Source organism: Micromonospora sp. NPDC051925 (assembly GCF_044548625.1).
GTDB lineage: Bacteria > Actinomycetota > Actinomycetes > Mycobacteriales > Micromonosporaceae > Micromonospora.
On sequence record NZ_JBIUCH010000009.1, the window covers coordinates 18986 to 35955 of the forward strand.

15 protein-coding genes and 3 tRNA genes are annotated in these 16970 nt (G+C 71.6%); 9 read left to right on the forward strand and 9 right to left on the reverse strand.

Annotation, left to right across the window (positions count from 1 at the left end):
- Window positions 1-11: 11 nt before the first annotated feature.
- From ACIG87_RS13820 to ACIG87_RS13830, 3 genes are all read right to left on the reverse strand, one after another.
- Entirely contained in the window at window positions 12-1424 is a 1413-nt protein-coding gene (locus ACIG87_RS13820; RefSeq protein ID WP_396850859.1) for a helix-turn-helix domain-containing protein, read from the reverse strand.
- A 360-nt stretch (window positions 1425-1784) separates the two neighbouring features.
- A tRNA-Arg gene (locus ACIG87_RS13825) sits at window positions 1785-1857 on the reverse strand.
- A gap of 35 nt (window positions 1858-1892) precedes the next feature.
- Window positions 1893-1983: transfer RNA gene (locus tag ACIG87_RS13830), tRNA-Ser, on the reverse strand.
- Between the two features lie 1336 nt (window positions 1984-3319).
- On the opposite strand from ACIG87_RS13830, the gene ACIG87_RS13835 reads away from it, so the two are divergent.
- Window positions 3320-4222 (forward strand): hypothetical protein, encoded by a 903-nt coding sequence (locus ACIG87_RS13835; RefSeq protein ID WP_396850860.1) that lies wholly within the window; start codon window positions 3320-3322, stop codon window positions 4220-4222.
- Here ACIG87_RS13835 and ACIG87_RS13840 read toward each other — a convergent pair.
- On the reverse strand, window positions 4183-4956 hold the full coding sequence (locus ACIG87_RS13840; RefSeq protein WP_396850861.1) for a CPBP family intramembrane glutamic endopeptidase: 774 nt from the start codon (window positions 4954-4956) through the stop codon (window positions 4183-4185). The two genes, ACIG87_RS13835 and ACIG87_RS13840, sit on opposite strands and share 40 nt — an antisense overlap.
- 145 nt (window positions 4957-5101) lie before the next feature.
- Between ACIG87_RS13840 and ACIG87_RS13845 the strand changes: the two genes are divergently transcribed.
- Complete coding sequence (locus tag ACIG87_RS13845) at window positions 5102-6220, forward strand: globin domain-containing protein (protein WP_396850862.1); 1119 nt, start codon at window positions 5102-5104, stop codon at window positions 6218-6220.
- Between the two features lie 186 nt (window positions 6221-6406).
- Here ACIG87_RS13845 and ACIG87_RS13850 read toward each other — a convergent pair whose 3' ends face one another.
- The gene (locus ACIG87_RS13850) at window positions 6407-7909 is read right to left on the reverse strand and encodes a peptide deformylase (protein WP_396850863.1); all 1503 of its coding nucleotides are present in this window, start codon (window positions 7907-7909) and stop codon (window positions 6407-6409) included.
- Between the two features lie 361 nt (window positions 7910-8270).
- Between ACIG87_RS13850 and ACIG87_RS13855 the strand changes: the two genes are divergently transcribed.
- Entirely contained in the window at window positions 8271-9050 is a 780-nt protein-coding gene (locus tag ACIG87_RS13855; protein WP_396851095.1) for an IucA/IucC family C-terminal-domain containing protein, read from the forward strand.
- Window positions 9051-9085: 35 nt separating this feature from the next.
- Here ACIG87_RS13855 and ACIG87_RS13860 read toward each other — a convergent pair whose 3' ends face one another.
- The gene (locus tag ACIG87_RS13860) at window positions 9086-10933 is read right to left on the reverse strand and encodes a hypothetical protein (RefSeq protein ID WP_396851096.1); all 1848 of its coding nucleotides are present in this window, start codon (window positions 10931-10933) and stop codon (window positions 9086-9088) included.
- A 268-nt stretch (window positions 10934-11201) separates the two neighbouring features.
- On the opposite strand from ACIG87_RS13860, the gene ACIG87_RS13865 reads away from it, so the two are divergent.
- Window positions 11202-11912 carry a class I SAM-dependent methyltransferase gene (locus ACIG87_RS13865; protein WP_396850864.1) on the forward strand — a complete coding sequence of 237 codons (711 nt, stop codon included), beginning with the start codon at window positions 11202-11204 and terminating at the stop codon, window positions 11910-11912.
- A 48-nt stretch (window positions 11913-11960) separates the two neighbouring features.
- On the opposite strand, the gene ACIG87_RS13870 is transcribed toward ACIG87_RS13865, so the two are convergent.
- On the reverse strand, window positions 11961-12494 hold the full coding sequence (locus ACIG87_RS13870; RefSeq protein ID WP_396850865.1) for a YbhB/YbcL family Raf kinase inhibitor-like protein: 534 nt from the start codon (window positions 12492-12494) through the stop codon (window positions 11961-11963).
- A gap of 158 nt (window positions 12495-12652) precedes the next feature.
- Here ACIG87_RS13870 and ACIG87_RS13875 point away from each other — a divergent pair, with 158 nt between their 5' ends.
- Window positions 12653-13090, forward strand: coding sequence for a nuclear transport factor 2 family protein (locus tag ACIG87_RS13875; RefSeq protein ID WP_396850866.1), 438 nt, complete (start codon window positions 12653-12655; stop codon window positions 13088-13090).
- Window positions 13091-13114: 24 nt separating this feature from the next.
- Here the strand turns inward: ACIG87_RS13875 and ACIG87_RS13880 are convergent, their stop codons facing one another.
- Window positions 13115-13444, reverse strand: coding sequence for a hypothetical protein (locus ACIG87_RS13880; RefSeq protein ID WP_396850867.1), 330 nt, complete (start codon window positions 13442-13444; stop codon window positions 13115-13117).
- Between the two features lie 881 nt (window positions 13445-14325).
- On the opposite strand from ACIG87_RS13880, the gene ACIG87_RS13885 reads away from it, so the two are divergent.
- The 3 genes from ACIG87_RS13885 (at window position 14326) to ACIG87_RS13895 (ending at window position 15335) form a co-directional block, all read left to right on the forward strand.
- Window positions 14326-14556, forward strand: coding sequence for a GntR family transcriptional regulator (locus ACIG87_RS13885; protein WP_396850868.1), 231 nt, complete (start codon window positions 14326-14328; stop codon window positions 14554-14556).
- A 93-nt stretch (window positions 14557-14649) separates the two neighbouring features.
- On the forward strand, window positions 14650-14862 hold the full coding sequence (locus ACIG87_RS13890; RefSeq protein ID WP_396850869.1) for a type II toxin-antitoxin system Phd/YefM family antitoxin: 213 nt from the start codon (window positions 14650-14652) through the stop codon (window positions 14860-14862).
- Window positions 14863-14924: 62 nt separating this feature from the next.
- Window positions 14925-15335, forward strand: a complete 411-nt coding sequence (locus tag ACIG87_RS13895; RefSeq protein WP_396850870.1) for a type II toxin-antitoxin system VapC family toxin — start codon at window positions 14925-14927, stop codon at window positions 15333-15335.
- Window positions 15336-15544: 209 nt separating this feature from the next.
- Here ACIG87_RS13895 and ACIG87_RS13900 read toward each other — a convergent pair.
- Window positions 15545-15631: transfer RNA gene (locus tag ACIG87_RS13900), tRNA-Ser, on the reverse strand.
- Window positions 15632-15927: 296 nt separating this feature from the next.
- Here ACIG87_RS13900 and ACIG87_RS13905 point away from each other — a divergent pair.
- Complete coding sequence (locus ACIG87_RS13905) at window positions 15928-16905, forward strand: NAD(P)H-quinone oxidoreductase (RefSeq protein WP_396850871.1); 978 nt, start codon at window positions 15928-15930, stop codon at window positions 16903-16905.
- Window positions 16906-16970 lie beyond the last annotated feature (65 nt).

Here is a 16970-nt window from a genome sequence, read left to right on the forward strand (position 1 = left end):
AACTGCCCTTCCTATCGGACGTCAGCCAAGGCTGCTCGGAGGTCTCGTGCGGTGGAGGATGAACGCTGCGTGGGAGGAAGCCCGTCGAGCGCGATGCGCGCTCGCTCGGCGATTATGCCCTGACGCTTCGCCCCGTCGAGGCTCCCGATCGTCTCCGCGAGCGACTCCACCGCATCGGACGCGTGACCCATCCTGGTCAGGCAGATAGCACGGTCCAGTCGAGTCAGTGCCCAGTCGGTGTAGTCACCAGGGGAACACAGTTCGAGTGCCCGGTCCTGCGCGGCCAGCGCCGCGTCGGTCTCCCCCAGACGGGTGTAGGCGTTCCCCTCGTGAAAACGGAGTTGGGCCTCGTTGTAACCGAACGCGGAGGCACTCAGGGAGTCTCCCTCCAACCGGGACAAGAGGCCCTCGGCCTGCCCCAGAGCCGCCCGGGTCTCCTCACGCCTCCCCATCGCGGCCAACGCCCGTGCTTCGATCGCCGCCGCCAGCACGGCCCCCACCGACGCCTCACGTCCGGCGACGTCCTGCGCGTGGCGTGCGAGGTGCACGGTCTCGCGGAAGTCCGCGCTGTAGTAGTAGACATGGGCCTCCTGCGCGAGCACCCAGGATCGAGTCACCGGGTCGCCCGCCTCCACGGTCGCGAGCCGGGCCGTACGCGCCCACCGATACGCTGCGGTCCTGTCGTCGATCCTGCACAGAACAAGGCACATCAGACCAGACATCTGCGCGGCCATCCCGGTCAGGCGACGCAGAGCGGAGGCGGACGGGCTCCGCCCGATGAGCTCGGTCAACTCGCCGAGGTCACCAGCGATCTCTCGAAGCAGCGTGTCCGTCGAGTGATCACGAGTCGCACGGCCGTGGTGGGCGACGATCCCCTCCCACTCGTCGAGTCCGGCCGCAGTGACCGTCCCCATGCTCAGGGCTTCATGAAGCGAGCGCCGCAGGCCGTCAACCTCGTCCATGACGGCCGGGAAACCGACTTCAGCGGAGGTTGTCGATCGGCGATCACGGCGAAGCCCATGGGCAGAGTCGGGTACCGCCGACGCAAGTGACGTGTCGCGGTCCTGGGCCGGTTCGCTCGCCTCGACGATCGCCTGATGGTCGAGGACTGCTCCCCACCGGGCCTGGCGCGCCGCCTCGGCTTTCTCTTCCTTGTGCCGCACGTCGAGGAAGCGGTACTCGTCGTAGCCGGTGATCAACTCACCGCCGGCTTGGAGGAGCGAATCGCACTGCACCCAGAAGACCCGGTCGACCACCTGCCGGCCGCTCTCGACGTTGGCCACCGTGCTTCGCGTGCTGTGCACCCGCCGCGCCACGTCATCCTGAGTCAGGCCACGCCTCCGACGCCAACCAGCGAGTCCCTGCCCAAGCGCCCGCTTCACGTCACTGATCTGCTGCGGATCCACGAAGATGCCCTCCACCATCACCGGAGGCGGCGATCACCGTTCGCTACACATCCCTCACGGCAACGTGACACTAGCCGAAAACGACCGCGACGGATTGCCCAGACACCAGCCCCGCCACAAACAGCTCGACATGCCGCGAACCAGCCTGGATCGCGTTGCAGATTGCCGAGAGAAGCCGTCCCGGGATCCGGGCGTCCGGATCGGCGCGCCAAACCATGATCAGAACCCACCCGGACGGGCCAGCAACCGACCGGACGGGGCCGGACGTGAGGGATGCTCGTCGCACGAGCACCCACCGAGCACCCAACCGACCACAAGGGACGAAAAGTCGAAGGGGTCTGACTGCCGTTTCGGCAGGTCAGACCCCTTTTGATCTTGTGCGCCCGAAGGGACTCGAACCCCTAACCTTCTGATCCGTAGTCAGATGCTCTATCCATTGAGCTACGGGCGCCTGGTGCTCGACCAGTCTACACAACCGGCTTTGCGCGGAGACTCCGGGATTCGAACCCGGGAGGGGCTTTAAGACCCCAACCGCATTAGCAGTGCGGCGCCATAGACCAGACTAGGCGAAGTCTCCCTGGCGACCCTGCGGACCACCGCGGACGAGGATACAGGTCTGCCCCCACCGGGGGCAAAGTGACTTCCGGGTGGGGGACGGCCCGCTGGTGAGAGCCCCGGCCGAGGAGATCCGCACCGCTGGACCGCGCGGGCGTATTCCACCGTGTGCGAGGTCACGTTCGCGACTACGCTCCATCGACATGCAGGAGCAGCCGCCGAGCGACCCGCCCCGCCGCCCCACCGGTGACCGGGCGCGTCGCCGTTCCCCGGAGGCGACCTTCACCCCACCGCCCGCCCCACCCCGGCAGCCGCAGCCGTCGGACGACGAAGAGCAGCCACCGCCGAAGCGAACGCGCCCGGCGAAGGCAGCGCCCGCCGTACTGTTCCAACCGCCCGCCGCCGAGCCGACGGTGCCTCGTCCGCTGGCCGCCACCCGGCCGCGCGGCACGGCCGACGACACCACGCCGATGGGTGATCCGACCATCCTGGCGGACGACCCGTCGGCGGGATCGGCCGAGCCGGACACGGAGGATGCGCCGACACCAGTGCGCAGATCTGCTCCCACGAAGTCGGCCCCGCGCCGGGGCACCCGCACCCGGGCGACGGGCGAGGCTGCCAGCGGCAGTCCATCGACCCAGACCCCGGCCGGCGAGCAGGCGCCACCCGACCGAGACGCCACCGCCACTGCCACGGGCACCAACTCCGGTGCCGCGACCGGGACCACACCCGCCGCGACGAACCCGCCGCCACGGAGGCGGACCACAACCCGCACCCGGCGGACGCCCCTCCCTGAGCAGTCACCCGCTCCGAAGCCGACCGGCCCGACAACCGAGGAGCCGGGCGCGGGCGCGGTTGAGCAAGGACCTGAACCGACCGGTCCGACAACCGAGGAGTCGGGCGCGGTTGAGCAAGGACCTGAACCGACCGGTCCGACAACCGAGGAGTCGGGCGCGGTTGAGCAAGGACCTGAACCGACCGGTCCGACAACCGAGGAGTCGGGCGCGGTTGAGCAAGCACCTGAACCGACCGCCCCGATAACCGAAGACGTGGGCGCGGTCGAGCAAACACCTGTCGGCACGAAATCCGCCATATCTGCGAGCGGGACCGCAGAGCCGGGCCGACCCATCGGTGGGAGCACAGAGCCGGCCCAGCCCATGGGCGGAAGCGCTGTTCCCGCCGGATCGAGCCCACCCAGGCGACGGGGTACGGCGGCGGGCAGGACCGTCGCACCGGCGAAGACCGGCCGGAGCGCCGCGTCGACGCAGGCGGCCGGCCGGGCCACCCGCAGGACTCCGCCGCGTACGACGACGACCCCACCAGAGCTCACCACCGCCGAACCGACCACCACCACCGCCATGGCCCCTGGACCGACCGCCACTACCGAACCGACCACCGCCGAACCGACCACCACCACGACCACCGAACTCGCGACCGCCATGGCCCCCGGACCGGCCATCACCGTCAGCAGCAAGCCGACCGCCACCATCGAACCCGTCAGGACCGGAAAGGCGAGTACGGGCGTCGACCGGTCGGGGCGTACCCCAGGACTGGAGCTGGCGGTGATCCGGACCCGGCTGCTGGCCCACCCGGGGTTCGCACCGGAGCTGCTGGCCCTGGCGGCCGTCGAGGGGATCGGGCCGCGCGCCCGGGAGTGGGCGCGAGGGCAGCGCGAGGCGTACCCGGATGTCGGCCCGGACGGGCTGGCCCGGCTCGCCACCCGGCGGTTCGTGCGGCTGGCCGGGGTGTGCGGAGCCACGGCGGCGGTGGCGGGGCTACTCGCGCCGGTGGCCGAACTGGCGTCGGTGCTCTGGACGCAGTCGGCGCTGGTGCTGCACCTGGCGGCGGCGTACGGCCGGGATCCGGCCCACCCGGACCGGGCGGTGGAGCTGCTGGTGCTGACCCAGGTTCACCCGAATGCGGACAGTGCGCGTGCCGCGCTGGATGCGGCGCGGGCGGCGGACGGTCCCGGGGACGGGCCGTGGCCGCGCGCGGCAGAGTTTGCGGGGCGGCTGGCGAAGCCGCTGGCCGCGCAGGTCGGCGGCTGGGTGGCGCTACGGCTGGCGGCCCGGCTGCTGCCGGGGGCGGCGGTGCTGGCCACGGCGGCCGGGAACACCGCGGCGTCCGAGCGGCTCGCCGCCCGGACGGTGTCCGCCTACCGGCCGGGTCGGGCCGGCGGCTTCGGCCAGAGCCAGCCGAGCCAGCCTGCCGGCGACAGCGGTCAGAGCCAGCTGAACCAGTCTCTGGGCAGCAACGAGTAGCCGACGAAGGCGACCACGTCGAGCAGGGTGTGTGCCACGATCAGCGGCATCACCCGTCGGGTACGCAGGTAGAACAGGCTGAACACGACGCCCATCACGGCGTTGCCGACGAACGCGCCGAAGCCCTGGTAGAGGTGGTAGGAGCCGCGCAGCAGCGCGCTGGCCGCGATGACCGCGCCGAGCCGCCACTGGAGCTGGCGCAGCCGGGTGACCAGGTAGCCGACCACGATCACCTCTTCCAGCACGGCGTTCTGCACGGCGGAGAGGATCAGCACCGGCACCGCCCACCACAGTTGCGGCAGGCCGGCGGGGACCAGTGTGGCGTTGATGCCGAGCTGCGCCGCCGCCCAGAACAGGGCCAGGCCGGGCAGGCCGATCAGCGCGGCCAGCCCGGCGCCCCGGGTCAGGTCCGACCCGGGCCGCCGCAGGTCCACGCCGAGGGTCCGCGCCGGGTCGCCGGGGTGCCGCGCCAGCAGGTGTACGGCGAGCGGCACCGGCAGGAGCGCGAAGACGATGCCGAGCAGTTGGTACGTCAGATCGAGCCAGGGCCGGGCGGACTGCGAGGTGTTGAGCGAGGCGGTCTGCTTCGACAGCGGCCCGTCGGCGGTCAGCTTCGCGGTCAGCGACACCACGGCGTAGACGGCCGACTGCCCGAGTGACAGGCCGAGCACCAGCAGGGTCTCGGTGCCGAGGACCCGGCGGGACACCGGGCGGGTGAGCTGCTCAACGGTCACCGCACCACTCTGCCCGAAGAGGCGGGCCGACGGCACCGGCCGGTGGACCCGAGTGAGCCGGTCGCACATTCTGTGCGACCGATGCACACGCTGCGTGGACATTCTATTTGGGCCCGATCCGCCGTCAGGAGGAGGACCGCCCCCCGTGGACAACGTCGCGCGGCTGCTGAAGGAGAGCTGGACCCTGGTCGAGGAGGACCGGGGCCGGTTGAGCGGTCGCTTCTACGCCCGGCTGTTCCTGCTCGATCCCGGACTGCGCGGGCTCTTCCCGGCGGAGATGACCGGCCAGGGCGACCGGATCCTGGACGCCATCGTCACCGCCACCCAGGTGATGGACGACCCGGAGAGCTTCGACGAGTACCTGCGCTCGCTGGGTCGGGACCACCGCAAGTACCACGTCGACGCGGCGCACTACGCGACGATGGGGGTGGCGCTGTTGGACGCCCTGCGCAGCACCGCGGGTGACGGCTGGAACCTGGAGTACGACCAGGCCTGGCGGGACGCGTACGCGGCGATCACGGCGACCATGCTGGCCGGGGCGGAGTCGGACGAGAACCCGCCGTACTGGCACGCGGAGGTGCTCACCCACGAGCGGCACGGCGCGGACACCGCCGTGTTGACCGTTCGTGCCCTCCAGTACCCGCTGGTCTGGAAGGCCGGGCAGTACGTCAGCGTCGAGGTGCCCCGGCACCTGCCCCGGGTGTGGCGGACGTACTCGGTGGCGAACGCGCCGAACGACGACAACGTGCTGGAGTTCCACGTCCGTACGCCGATCGGCGCGGGTTGGGTCTCCGGCGCGCTGGTCCGCCGGACCAAGCCGGGTGACCTGCTCCGGGTGGCTGCTCCGATGGGTTCGATGACGGTGGACCGCGACTCCGAGCGGGACATCCTCTGCGTGGCCGGCGGGGTCGGCCTGGCTCCGGTGAAGGCCATGGTGGAGGAGCTGACCGGCTGGAACCGGGACCGCTGGGTGCACGTCTTCTACGGCGCCCGCCACGCCGACGAGCTGTACGGCCTGGCCGGCCTGCAGGAGTTGGTCGCCGCCCACCCGTGGCTGTCGTTGACCCCGTCGTGCAGCGACGACCCGGATTTCGACGGCGAGCGGGGGGACCTTCCCGACGTGATCGCCCGCTACGGGCCGTGGACGACGCACGACTGCTACGTCTCCGGTTCCGCCCCGATGGTCCGGGCCACCCTGCGGGCGCTCGCCGCCGACGAGGTCCCGCCGCAGCACATCCGCTACGACACCTTCGGCGACCTGTAGAGCTTTACTCCCCCCGAAACCGGGTCGCGTGCCCCCGCCCCCTGGGGCACGCGACCCGGTCCCCTTCCGGCGGCCGGCGGAATGCGTGGGCACCGGCGACGGAATAGTGCCCCGGGCACCGGGGCCGGCACCGCCGGCCGGCGCATGGGGCGGACAGCGGCGGCCCGTTGGACCGGGGGACGGGGTTCAGACGCTGCTCTCGCGGTACTCCTCGACGGGGACCAGCGGCACGCCGGGCGCCATCCGGTCGGTCCAGGCCCGGCCCTCGAGGTGGTCGATCTCATGGGCGACCAACCGGGCCATCCCGTACGCGAACGAGGTGATCATCCGGCTGCCGTCCCAGCGGGCGTGTTCCACGTCGAGGCGCAACGGGCGGGGCACCAGGCCACGGTGGTCGGCGGCGGCGAGGCAGCCCTCGTACTGCTCGACGGTCTCCGGGCTCTCGGCGACCACCCGGGGGTTCACCAGGACGACCGGTGGGGCGGCCCGGTCGGCGGGGCGGACCACGGCCACGGCGGCGTCCAGGCCGAGCTGCGGTGCGCCGAGGCCCATTCCGGCGCTGAACGGGTACAACTCGTCGGCCTGGGCCAGCAGGTCGGTGAGCCGGTCGACCACCTCGCGGGCGGCGGTGGCTTCGCGGGGCAGGTCGAAGGGGCGGGCCGGCCGGCCCGGCGGGGTGGCGTCGGGGGGCAGGACGCCGAGGGCGCGCAGCCGGTCGGCAGGGCGGGTCGACACCGGCGGCGGGGGTTCCGCGGGCTCCTGCCGGAACCGCCACTGGAGCCGGAAGCGGGTGTTGAGCGGCGGGTCGTCGGTGGACCAGTCGAAGACCACCCGGTCCCCCCGGTCGTGGCGGCGTACCGGGGTGCGCAGCGGCCCCTCGTCGGCGGAGAGCGAGGTCTCCACCCCCCAGACCCGGGGGTCGAGAGCGGACGGGAGGTCCAGCCGGACGGCCAGGTGCCGGGTGGGCAGGCGGACGGCCCGTTGGAACCAGGGGCCCCACTTGACCCGGCCGACCCGGTAGGCGTACTCGACCTCGGCGCGTTCGCCGGGGTGTAGCGGGAACGGCCCGTCGGCGTTCTCGAACAGCAGCCAGATCTCCTTGTATGCGTCCCGGTCGTGGCGGACCCGCCAGTGCATCGGTTCGCGGCCGCCGCCGTCGTGGTGGACGGCCCGGAACCGCAGCTCGGCGAAGGTGAGCGGGTGTTCCCGGTGGTGCCGGTTGGAGCGACCCGGGTCGTCGGGCCACCGGTCGACGGCGACCCGGACGAGGTACCGGGTGACCGGTTCGGCACCGGCGTTGTGCAGTCGGCGGCGGATCACGCACCGGTAGGTGTTGTCGACCAGGGTGAGGGTGGCGGTCTCCCGTTCGACGACGAGCCCGGTGCCCGGGGGGAGCCACCGCCCCGGGGGCACGGGTTCCCGTTGACCGGGGGCGGGACGGGCCTGGCGGATCTGGTCGTACTCGCGGAACCGTTGCCAGATGACGCCGCCGGCGTCGAGGACGGCCTCGGCGCGGCGGGCGAAGTCCTCGGTGGGCCGGTGCCGACGCCCCTCGACGTGGCTCACGTACGACGGGTCGAAACCCATCATCGTGGCGAGCTGCTTCTTGGTGAGCCCTCGCCCCGTCCGGTGCCGGGCGAGTTCCGCCGCGAACGAATCGGCGGCCCGCTCCAGGGGAGAGGTCGTCATCAGCTTCCTCACGCAGCCGGGATGAACAAGTGTTCACGTTCCCCCGGCCGACCCGTACCGAACTGGCACGTTGCCGACATATGCCTTGACACCGACTCGCGTTTTCCTCGTGTTGCGCTGGGTAGGTAGCCGAACCGGCCCGATCCGCACCGACCGGACGGACGTAGTGATGCCGACCTCCCGATCCACCTCTGGTGAGGCTTCCCTCGGAGTCGCCGGCATGGTTAGGTTAGCCTTAGCTTCATGGACGATCCCTCCGGCACCGGAGCGGTCGGGGAGACCGCCGCGGGGTGGCCGGGGGACCGCCGCCACACTCGGCGGCCGAGCGGGTGACGGGAGGGCGGTCCAGGTGACAGCGGTGATGCCGGGGCAGGAACTCGCCGACCGGCTCGCCCCGATGACCGCCACCCTCCGTGCCATGTTCGGCACCGACGCGCTGCCCGGTCTCGCCCCCGGCCTGGTGGTGACCGACGAGGCCGGCTGGAGCCCCGCGACCACCCTCGTCGACGGCACCCGGATGCCCGACTTCCTGCGCGCAGCCGCCCGCCGCTGGGGTGGCACCCCGCACGCCTGCGCCGCGCTGGCCTGGAAGTCCTACTCCTACTGGACGGCGCTGCCGGTGGTGCTCGGTTGGGCCTCGGCCCGCCGGGTGCCGCTGCTCGACCCGGCCGACGTGCTGATCCACTTCGAGGACCACCGGCAACTGCTCACCATGGGCCTGCGCCGGTCGACCGTCGTCGCGGCGCTGCCCGGCGACCCGTTGGCCCTCACCGGCCAGCCCGGGGTCCGGGTGGTCGCCGACGAGGCGGAGCTGCTCCGCGTCCTGCGGGCCTCGCTGTTCGACGCCCACCTCGCCCCGATGATCGCCGCGATCCAGGCGGAGGCGCGGGTGGGTGCCCGTACCCTGCTCGGCTCGGTGGCCTCCGGCATCGCGCACGGCATCCTGCGCGCGGCGGACGTCCTGCCGGGCTCGTCGGTGCGCACCATCGACACCCTGCTCGACACCCTCGGGGTGGCGGACCTGGTCGAGCTGACGCCCGGCCGCAACGGCGAGCCGACCGTGCAGCGGCGTACCTGCTGCCTGGCGTTCACCCTGCCCAGCCCGAAGGTCTGCCAGGGCTGCTGCGTCCGCTCGGCCTGACCCGGTCCGACCCGGCCACGGCAGCCGCACGGGGCTCACCCGGTGAGCGGTCGGACGTCCCAGAGCCACACCCCGCCGGTACGGGTGGGGGTGATCCCGGTCAGCGCGGTCATCGCCTGGCGCAACGCGTCGGCGTTCCGGTGCGGGCCGAGGACCACCACTCCGGCCCGCCAGTAGCGCAGGTCGGTCACGGCGGCGCGCCGGTCGGCGTCGGCGATCGGCGGGACGGTTCCGGTCCGCGCGATCCCGCCGAAGAAGTTGCTGGTCCGCCGGTAGGGCGCGGTGAACAGGGCGGCCTCCGGCTCGGGCGACCAGGGCCGGGTGTCCGGGGCGAGGAAGTACCCCCGGGCCAGCGGCATCTCCAGCCGGGTCCGGGCCGACCAGCGCAGCGGGTCGGCGTAGGTGTTGTCGGGCAGCGGCAGGGTCACCACGCTGCGGCCTCCCGCGACGTACGGACGCCAGCCACCGGAGGTGACGAATTCCGGCACCGGGTCGAGGCGGGTGGCCGGCAGCGGGGTCGGCAGCAGCGGCAGCAGGGCCATCAGCAGGACGGTCGCCGTGGCGAAGCGGATCTGTCGTCGGGCCACCGGGTGCCGCCGGGCGAGGTCCCGGGCCTGTTGCGTGCCGAGGGCCAGCAGCACCCCGACGATCGGGGTGATCGCCAGCGACCAGCGGGTGGGCACCACGGAGTGCAGCAGGGGGAGGTTCTCCAGCAGCGCCCAGGGGCCCGGGATGCCGGTGTCCCGGCCGTTGAGCTGGACCTCGCGCCCCAGCGACAGGACGGCGAAGAGCAGACCGAGGACGGCCAGGCCGACCACCAGGGCGCTGCGCCGTAGCCACCAGACCAGGGCGACCGTGAGGACGGCCAACGGCCAGCCGAAGAAGGCGTTCTCCTCGGTGGGATTGCGGGCCAGGGGCCCGGCGGACCGGGCGTCGCCGGCCAGCGACTCCCGCGACCAACCCACGAACGCGCCCAGGTCGGTGCGGTAGCCCCGGATCAGCCGGGACAGCCCGTGGTAGGAGCCCGGCCCGAAGAGCTGCACGTGGAGCGGGTAGGCGAGCAGCACGGCGGAGAACAGCGCGGCCACGCCGAGCCCGGCGAGGAACGGTCGAACCGCCCCGCGCAGGTGCGGCCGGCCGATGGCGAGGGCACCGATCACCACGGCCAGGCCGATCGCGGTCATCAGCAGGATCTCCAGGTTGAGGAAGGCCTGCCAGACGATCAACAGGCCGAGCAGGAGTCCGTTGCGCAACCACCGGCCCGGCTCGGCCAGCCGCAGGGTGCACCAGGCGATGAGCGGGACGACGAACTGGGAGACGATGTTCGGGTGGGCGTTGGCGTGCGACACCATCGCCGGGGCGTACGCGCAGAACGCCGCACCCAGCCAGGCCGGCCCCCGGGACGGGGTGACCACCCGGGACAGGAAGAAGTACCAGGCGGTGCCGGTGGCCGCCATTCCCAGAGTGAGAAAAATGAGAAATGACCAGTGCGGCCCGAAGAGGAGGGTGACCGGGGTCATTGGTATTGAAATGGATAATACGGAGGTATTCGCCATCAGGTTGACGCCGTCGGGCACGTTCATCCGGTCCGAACCGAACGGGTAGCTCCATTCCGTGACCACCCGAGCGCCATGCGCCATCATCCACTCGAACTGCGCCTGGTCCGACCGGTTGTCCCGCACCCCGGCCCCGGGGCTGAGCCAGAACCGGCCGGTCACCCAGAGGGCCAGCAGGAGATAGTTGACCACGGCGAGCGCGTCCCATCGCCACCCCGCCGCGGTCGGACCTGCCGCCACCGACGGGCCTCCCGCCGCAGGTGGGCCCGCCGTTGACCACCGGAGCGTGCGCCGCCACCCCCGCCGGGCGACACGCCGAGCCGGCATCGACTCGGCGTCCCCGACGCCGGATCGGCCGGCCCCGGGGTCCGATTCGGGAGTAGTCATGACAATTCAGAGCGTAGTTGCCCTATGGCGGGCACGTGACATGTTTCGGGTACTGCCGTACTATGTGCCGGGTTCGCCGACCGCCGATCGCGTGCCCTCCCCCGACCACATTTCGGCCCCCACGGTGCCCTGTTTCCTCCGCCCCTCCTGCGGATGATTCACTCTGTCGGTCCAGGCGCGGGTCAGTCATATCGTGAGGAATCGACGCATGGCAGAAATCACTGGGGATCAGCGCGTCCAGTCCGAGGTCCTGGAGGGCCTGGCCACCGCGGTCAACCACCGTAGGTGGTTCGTCGAACTGGCGGTGCCCCACCTCGGTGACAACCCGATCGAGATCGGCAGCGGCCTGGGCGACTATGCCCTGGAGTGGGCCCGTCACGTGCCCCGGTTCACCGCCACCGAGGCCGACCCGGACCGGCTGATCTCGCTCAAGGAGCGACTGGTCGACGAGCCGACCATCGAGGTACGCGAGATGCTGCTGCCGCACCCGGGCGGCGGCGACTACAGTGCGGCCGTCTCGTACAACGTCCTGGAGCACATCGAGGACCACGTCGGCGCGCTGCGCAGCATGAAGGACCTGGTCCGGCCAGGTGGTGCGGTGATCATCATCGTGCCGGCGTTCGAGTTCGCGATGGGCCCCGCCGACATCGCCACCGGCCACGTGCGCCGCTACACCAAGAAGACCCTCGGCGACGCGATGACCGCCGCCGGGCTGCGGGTCGAGACGATGCACTACGCCAACGCGCTCGGCCTGATCGGCTACTTCATGGCGACCAAGGTCTTCCGCCTGATGCCGAAGGAAGGGCCGATGGTGAAGGTGTACGACACCCTCGTCCTGCCCGCCACCAAGGCCGCCGAGCAGCTGGTCCGGCCGCCGTTCGGCCAGTCCGTCTTCGCCGTCGCCCGGGTGCCCGCCTGACAGCGACCCCGCCGATCCCGCGCGCAGGCGGGATCGGCGGGGCACCGGTCACTCCTTGATCTGGTACGTGGGCCGGATGACCGCCCGAGCCAGGGTGTGGAAGGCCAGGTTGAAGCCGACGTACGCGGGGCTGGCGGTCGGCCCGACGTCGAGCCGCTCGATGTCGACCGCGTGCACGGCGAAGACGTACCGGTGTGGACGGTCGCCCGGCGGCGGAGCCGCGCCACCGTAGCCGGTGTCGCCGTAGTCGTTGCGGACGCTGAACGCGGCGCCCAGGTCGGCCTCCTGCACCCCGGTCGACAGGCTGGTCACCGAGGCGGGCACGTCGACCAGCACCCAGTGCCAGAAGCCGCTGCCGGTCGGCGCGTCCGGGTCGAAGCAGGTCACCACGAAGCTCTTCGTCCCGGCCGGGAAGCCGGACCAGGCCAGGTGCGGGGAGATGTTCTCGCCACCGGCGCTGCCGTGCGCGTACCGGGCGTCCATCGGTTCGCCGTTCTGCACGTCGTCACTGGTCAGGTCGAACGACGACACGGTCGGCAGCAGCTCGTACGGGTCCGGGGCGATCGGTCGTTCCAGGGTCATCGGGAAGGTTCCTTCCGGTGTGCGCGATTTCCTGTGCCCTTCATACCCCGCCCGGCCGGAGTGACGAACCGGAAGCACCCCATGTCCGGCGCTCCCGGGACACTGGCCGCCGCCCACCGGATGTGCGCTGCCCCGCGCCACTGAGCAGCCAGAATGAGGTGACGCGCCCGCCGGCCGGCCGGGCGGACGACCAGGAGGGCCACGGCATGCGGGACACCGAACGTGAGGCGGAGCTGTTGGACGCGGAGCGCCGCCTCCAGGCCGCCCAGCGGACCAGCGACGTGGCCGCGCTCGACACCCTGCTCGACGATCGCCTGATCGCGATCGGACCGGACGGTCGTACCTTCACCAAGGAGGACGACCTGACCGCCCACCGCACCGGCGGCTCGGTGCTCGACGAGCTGGTGGAGGAGGGCCTCGAACTGGTCGTCGCCGGGACGACCGGGGTGACCTTCTTCCGGGGCCGGGTCAGCGGCACCTCCGAGGGCGGCCCCTTCGCGGCGCGGCTGCGCTACACCCGGACCTGGCTGCACGACGACGAGCACGGCTGGCGCATCCTCGCCGCCCACCTCAGCATCCTCCCCCCACCCACCTGACTGGTTGACCCGACGGCGCACTGATCAGAAGTCGATCGGTGCTGCGGAGCGGGCCTGCTCCCCGGCCAGCGGACGAGGACGCCGCGCACTCGGAGACTGCCGCCGGTCACGCCGGACGCGAGGCGTAGGTGCCGGTTGCTGGCTCTGCAGTTTCGCCGGTTGCACGGAGATCGATCGCCGGACGACCGCATCGCCCTTGGCGTCCAGTTGGTAGACGTCGAGCCAGCACCACCCGTCATAGGTGATCCAGTCGAGCACGCGGATGACCCGGCAGGAGATCGGCTTGATGAACTGCACGCTGGCGGCGCGGGTGACGTACACCAGGTCGCCGGCCTTCGGAAGCGGCGCGCTCATCGATGGCCCCAGACCTGACGTAGCCTGCGCCACGCCCTGATCCGCGCACGGGCAGCCTCGACCATCGGACAGTAGCCGCCCTCGGTGCACCTACCGCACCGGCTGTGGCGGTGGTGGTCCAGGCAGTGCCACGCCGACTGGACCAGGAGCGGCGCTCCGCTGCGCGCATTTACCGCGCCCCCTCGAACAGCCGCCACTCGGCGGCGGCAGTCATCAGTGGCAGTGCGCGGGTAGGGCGGTGGCGGCGCGCTCCGGGCCGGTGCCCATGCGCCGGTCTGATTCGGATACGCGGTGGCCGGGCCGGTCCGATCCAGAGACGGGGAAGCACTCGGACGGCCAGCCAGCCGACGCAAGGCTCGCGTGATCAACAAGCGCAGCATGAGTATCCGATCCTTCTGCCGGCGTCTACCGGTGCCCCGCCACCAGCGGACGATCTGCTCATCGGTGGGGCCGCTGTCGTTCACCGCAGCACCTCGGCGATCCCGGCGACCATCAGGACCAGGACGACGACGGTGATAACCCACCCGGGCCAGCGCGCCGGAGCGTTCGTAGCGAGAGCGGGCTGGGGGATGCGGTCCCCGTCCGGGGTGGGGGGCCACCCGGGACCGGACAGGCAGCGGGCAGGGGGCCGTCGTGCGGGCGTTCGTCCATGGAGATACCTCCAGCCAGTGGTGCTGCAGCGACGGGATGCCGGGCCGAGATGGCACGGGGTCCAACCCGGCCCGGCAGGGGCATCACGGCCAGGTGCCGACCAGGGAGGAATACCCGCACCCACAACTTAGGTCACACTATGACCACTATGCAAGGAGAGCCCGAGGTAGCCGGCGTGTCGTGATCTACTGGCCAGGCCAACCAGGTACCGGACCATCCGGAGATCCGCCATGCCCATCCCCATGTCCTCACGCCAGATCGCCGACGACCTGACCGCCCGCATCCGCTCCGGGGAGTACCCGCCGGGATCCAAGCTGCCATCCCTGCGGGAACTGGCCGACCTGTACTCCGTCAGCGTGTCCACCATCCAGCGAGCCCTGGAACTCACCCGGGACCGAGGGCTCACGGTCGGTCGGGCCGGCGCCGGGGTGTACGTGACCGAGGGCCGCAGGGAGGCATAGCCTGGGCCCCGTTGATCCCGCCTGGTCGGCGAAGCCAGTCCGGATGACGCCAGAAGCTGAAACGGTGGAACATCTAGTTCTACAACTCTGCCCATGGAACGCATCGGGGTCCGGGAGCTGAACCAGAACACGAGCCAGGTGTTGGCTCGGGTGAGTGGTGGCGAGACCGTCGAGATCACCGATCGCGGCCGCCCGATCGCCCGACTTGTTCCGATGGGCGACGACAGGTCGGTGTTGGCCAAGCTGGTAGCGGCATGGCGGGCCGTCGCCCCCACCGGTGGTGGCTCCGTGCCGCTTCCGCCATAACTCGGTGACGAGAACGTGGACGTGGCCGCCTCGCTCGCTGCGACGCGTGACGAGGAACGCTGGTGATCTATCTCGATTCCGCCGCCGTCGTGAAGCTGGTTCGGCAGGAGGTGTGCAGCACCGACCTCGTCTCCTGGCTCAACGCGCATGACGACGTGCCACTGGTGTCCTCCGCCCTCGTCGAGGTGGAAGTGCCCGGAGCGCTGCGCCGGTCAGCTCCGCAAGCGTTGATCGGAGTGCCGGCTGCGGTCGGACGGCTGTTCCGGCTGGAGATCGACAGCACGATCCGGGCGACCGCAGCTGCGTTCGCCGAGCCGACGCTCCGCAGCCTCGACGCCATCCACCTGGCCACCGCCCATGTGCTGACCAACGAGTCCGGCACGGCACTCACCGCCTTCGTCACCTACGACCGGCGGCTGCTCGGATGCGCCAAGGAAGCAGGACTACCCACCGCAAGCCCCGGCCAGAACTGACCCCCGGGTCCGCCGCCCTGGTGCGACGTCCGGCCATCCGTACAGCAGCGTGGCCATGACATCGGCCGTGGTCTGCACGTGTACGACCTCGCGCCCCTCCGTGGGGGTATCCGATTCGAGTGGCGGGCGTGGGACTGCGGTTCACCAACACAAAGCGCCCCCTGATCGGCGTCCGCGCTGGTCAGGGGGCGTTTCTGCTACCCAGCAAGCGGAGGGTGTGGGATTCGAACCCACGAAGACATCGCTGCCTTACCGGTTTTCAAGACCAGCGCCATCGGCCACTAGGCGAACCCTCCCGAACCGCCACCGCGAGGTGTGCGGCTCGCTGTCTAGTCTGCCACGAACGGAGCCCGGATGAGCCGTCCCACCACCCCCGGGCGGAGCGGACTGGACCAGGAGCGGGTCGCTCATCCCTGGCATGACCAGCATCACCTCACCCGGATGGTCCACTGTGGTCGAAATTCCGGCCGTCGTGAACGAGTGGTGGTCCGCCCGGGGCGACGGGTGGTGGATATTGCCGGCCGGATGTGGTGGGAGTGGCGAATATCGTCACCGGACGTGGTTCGGGGGCCGGATCGGGTAAGACTGGGCCATGCGCGCGATCACGATCCCGGAACCCGGCGGACCCGAAGCACTCGTCTGGGCGGAGGTGCCCGACCCGGTGCCCGGCGCGGGCGAGGTGGTCGTCGAGGTGGCCGCCAGCGCCGTCAACCGGGCCGACCTGCTCCAGCGGCAGGGGCAATACCCGCCGCCGCCAGGCGCGCCCGCGTACCCCGGTCTGGAATGTTCCGGGGTGATCGGTGCGGTCGGTGCGGGGGTGACCGGCTGGGCGGTGGGCCAGCCGGTCTGCGCGCTGCTGGCCGGCGGCGGGTACGCCGAGCGGGTGGCGGTGCCGGCCGGGCAACTGCTGCCGGTGCCGGCCGGCGTCGACCTGGTCGACGCCGCCGCGCTGCCCGAGGTGGCCTGTACGGTCTGGTCGAACGTGGCGCGGCTGGCCCACCTCGGCAAGGGCGAGACGCTGCTGGTGCACGGCGGCGGCAGCGGGATCGGCACGTTCGCGGTGCAGTTCGGTGCGGCGCTGGGGGCGACCGTGCTGGTGACCGCCCGGTCGGCGAAGCACGACCGGCTGCGCGGGCTGGGCGCGGCGCACGCGATCGACTACCGCGAGCAGGACTTCGTCGAGGAGGTCCGGCGGGTCACCGACGGGCGGGGTGCGGACGTCATCCTCGACATCATGGGCGCGTCCTACCTGGCGCGGAACGTGGCGGCGCTGGCCGACGGCGGGCGGCTGGTGGTGATCGGCATGCAGGGCGGGCGCAAGGCCGAACTGGACCTGGGCGCGCTGCTGGCGAAGCGGGCCTCGGTGACGGCCACCGCGCTGCGCTCCCGCCCGTTGGCTGACAAGGCGGACATCGTCCGGGGCGTCCGGGAGCAGGTGTGGCCGCTGGTGGAAGCGGGTGCGGTCCGGCCGATCGTGGACCGGCGGCTGCCGATGAGCGACGCGGCGCAGGCGCACCGGCTGGTCGAGTCGAGCGACCACGTGGGCAAGGTGCTGCTCACCACGGCGTGACGACCCCGGCCGTGGCGACACCGAACGGACCGCGACGGGCGGCGGCCCTGGTTGGAGCGACACCA

Bases quoted from the DNA above. Each gene is read 5' to 3' on its own strand.
- ACIG87_RS13905 (WP_396850871.1), top strand. From the start codon at position 15,928: ATGCGCGCGATCACGATCCCGGAACCCGGCGGACCCGAAGCACTCGTC.
- ACIG87_RS13880 (WP_396850867.1), bottom strand. From the start codon at position 13,444: ATGAGCGCGCCGCTTCCGAAGGCCGGCGACCTGGTGTACGTCACCCGC.
- ACIG87_RS13850 (WP_396850863.1), bottom strand. From the start codon at position 7,909: ATGACGACCTCTCCCCTGGAGCGGGCCGCCGATTCGTTCGCGGCGGAA.
- ACIG87_RS13855 (WP_396851095.1), top strand. From the start codon at position 8,271: ATGCCGGGGCAGGAACTCGCCGACCGGCTCGCCCCGATGACCGCCACC.
- ACIG87_RS13865 (WP_396850864.1), top strand. From the start codon at position 11,202: ATGGCAGAAATCACTGGGGATCAGCGCGTCCAGTCCGAGGTCCTGGAG.
- ACIG87_RS13820 (WP_396850859.1), bottom strand. From the start codon at position 1,424: ATGGTGGAGGGCATCTTCGTGGATCCGCAGCAGATCAGTGACGTGAAG.
- ACIG87_RS13835 (WP_396850860.1), top strand. From the start codon at position 3,320: ATGGCCCCTGGACCGACCGCCACTACCGAACCGACCACCGCCGAACCG.
- ACIG87_RS13870 (WP_396850865.1), bottom strand. From the start codon at position 12,494: ATGACCCTGGAACGACCGATCGCCCCGGACCCGTACGAGCTGCTGCCG.
- ACIG87_RS13885 (WP_396850868.1), top strand. From the start codon at position 14,326: ATGCCCATCCCCATGTCCTCACGCCAGATCGCCGACGACCTGACCGCC.
- ACIG87_RS13890 (WP_396850869.1), top strand. From the start codon at position 14,650: ATGGAACGCATCGGGGTCCGGGAGCTGAACCAGAACACGAGCCAGGTG.
- ACIG87_RS13860 (WP_396851096.1), bottom strand. From the start codon at position 10,933: ATGCCGGCTCGGCGTGTCGCCCGGCGGGGGTGGCGGCGCACGCTCCGG.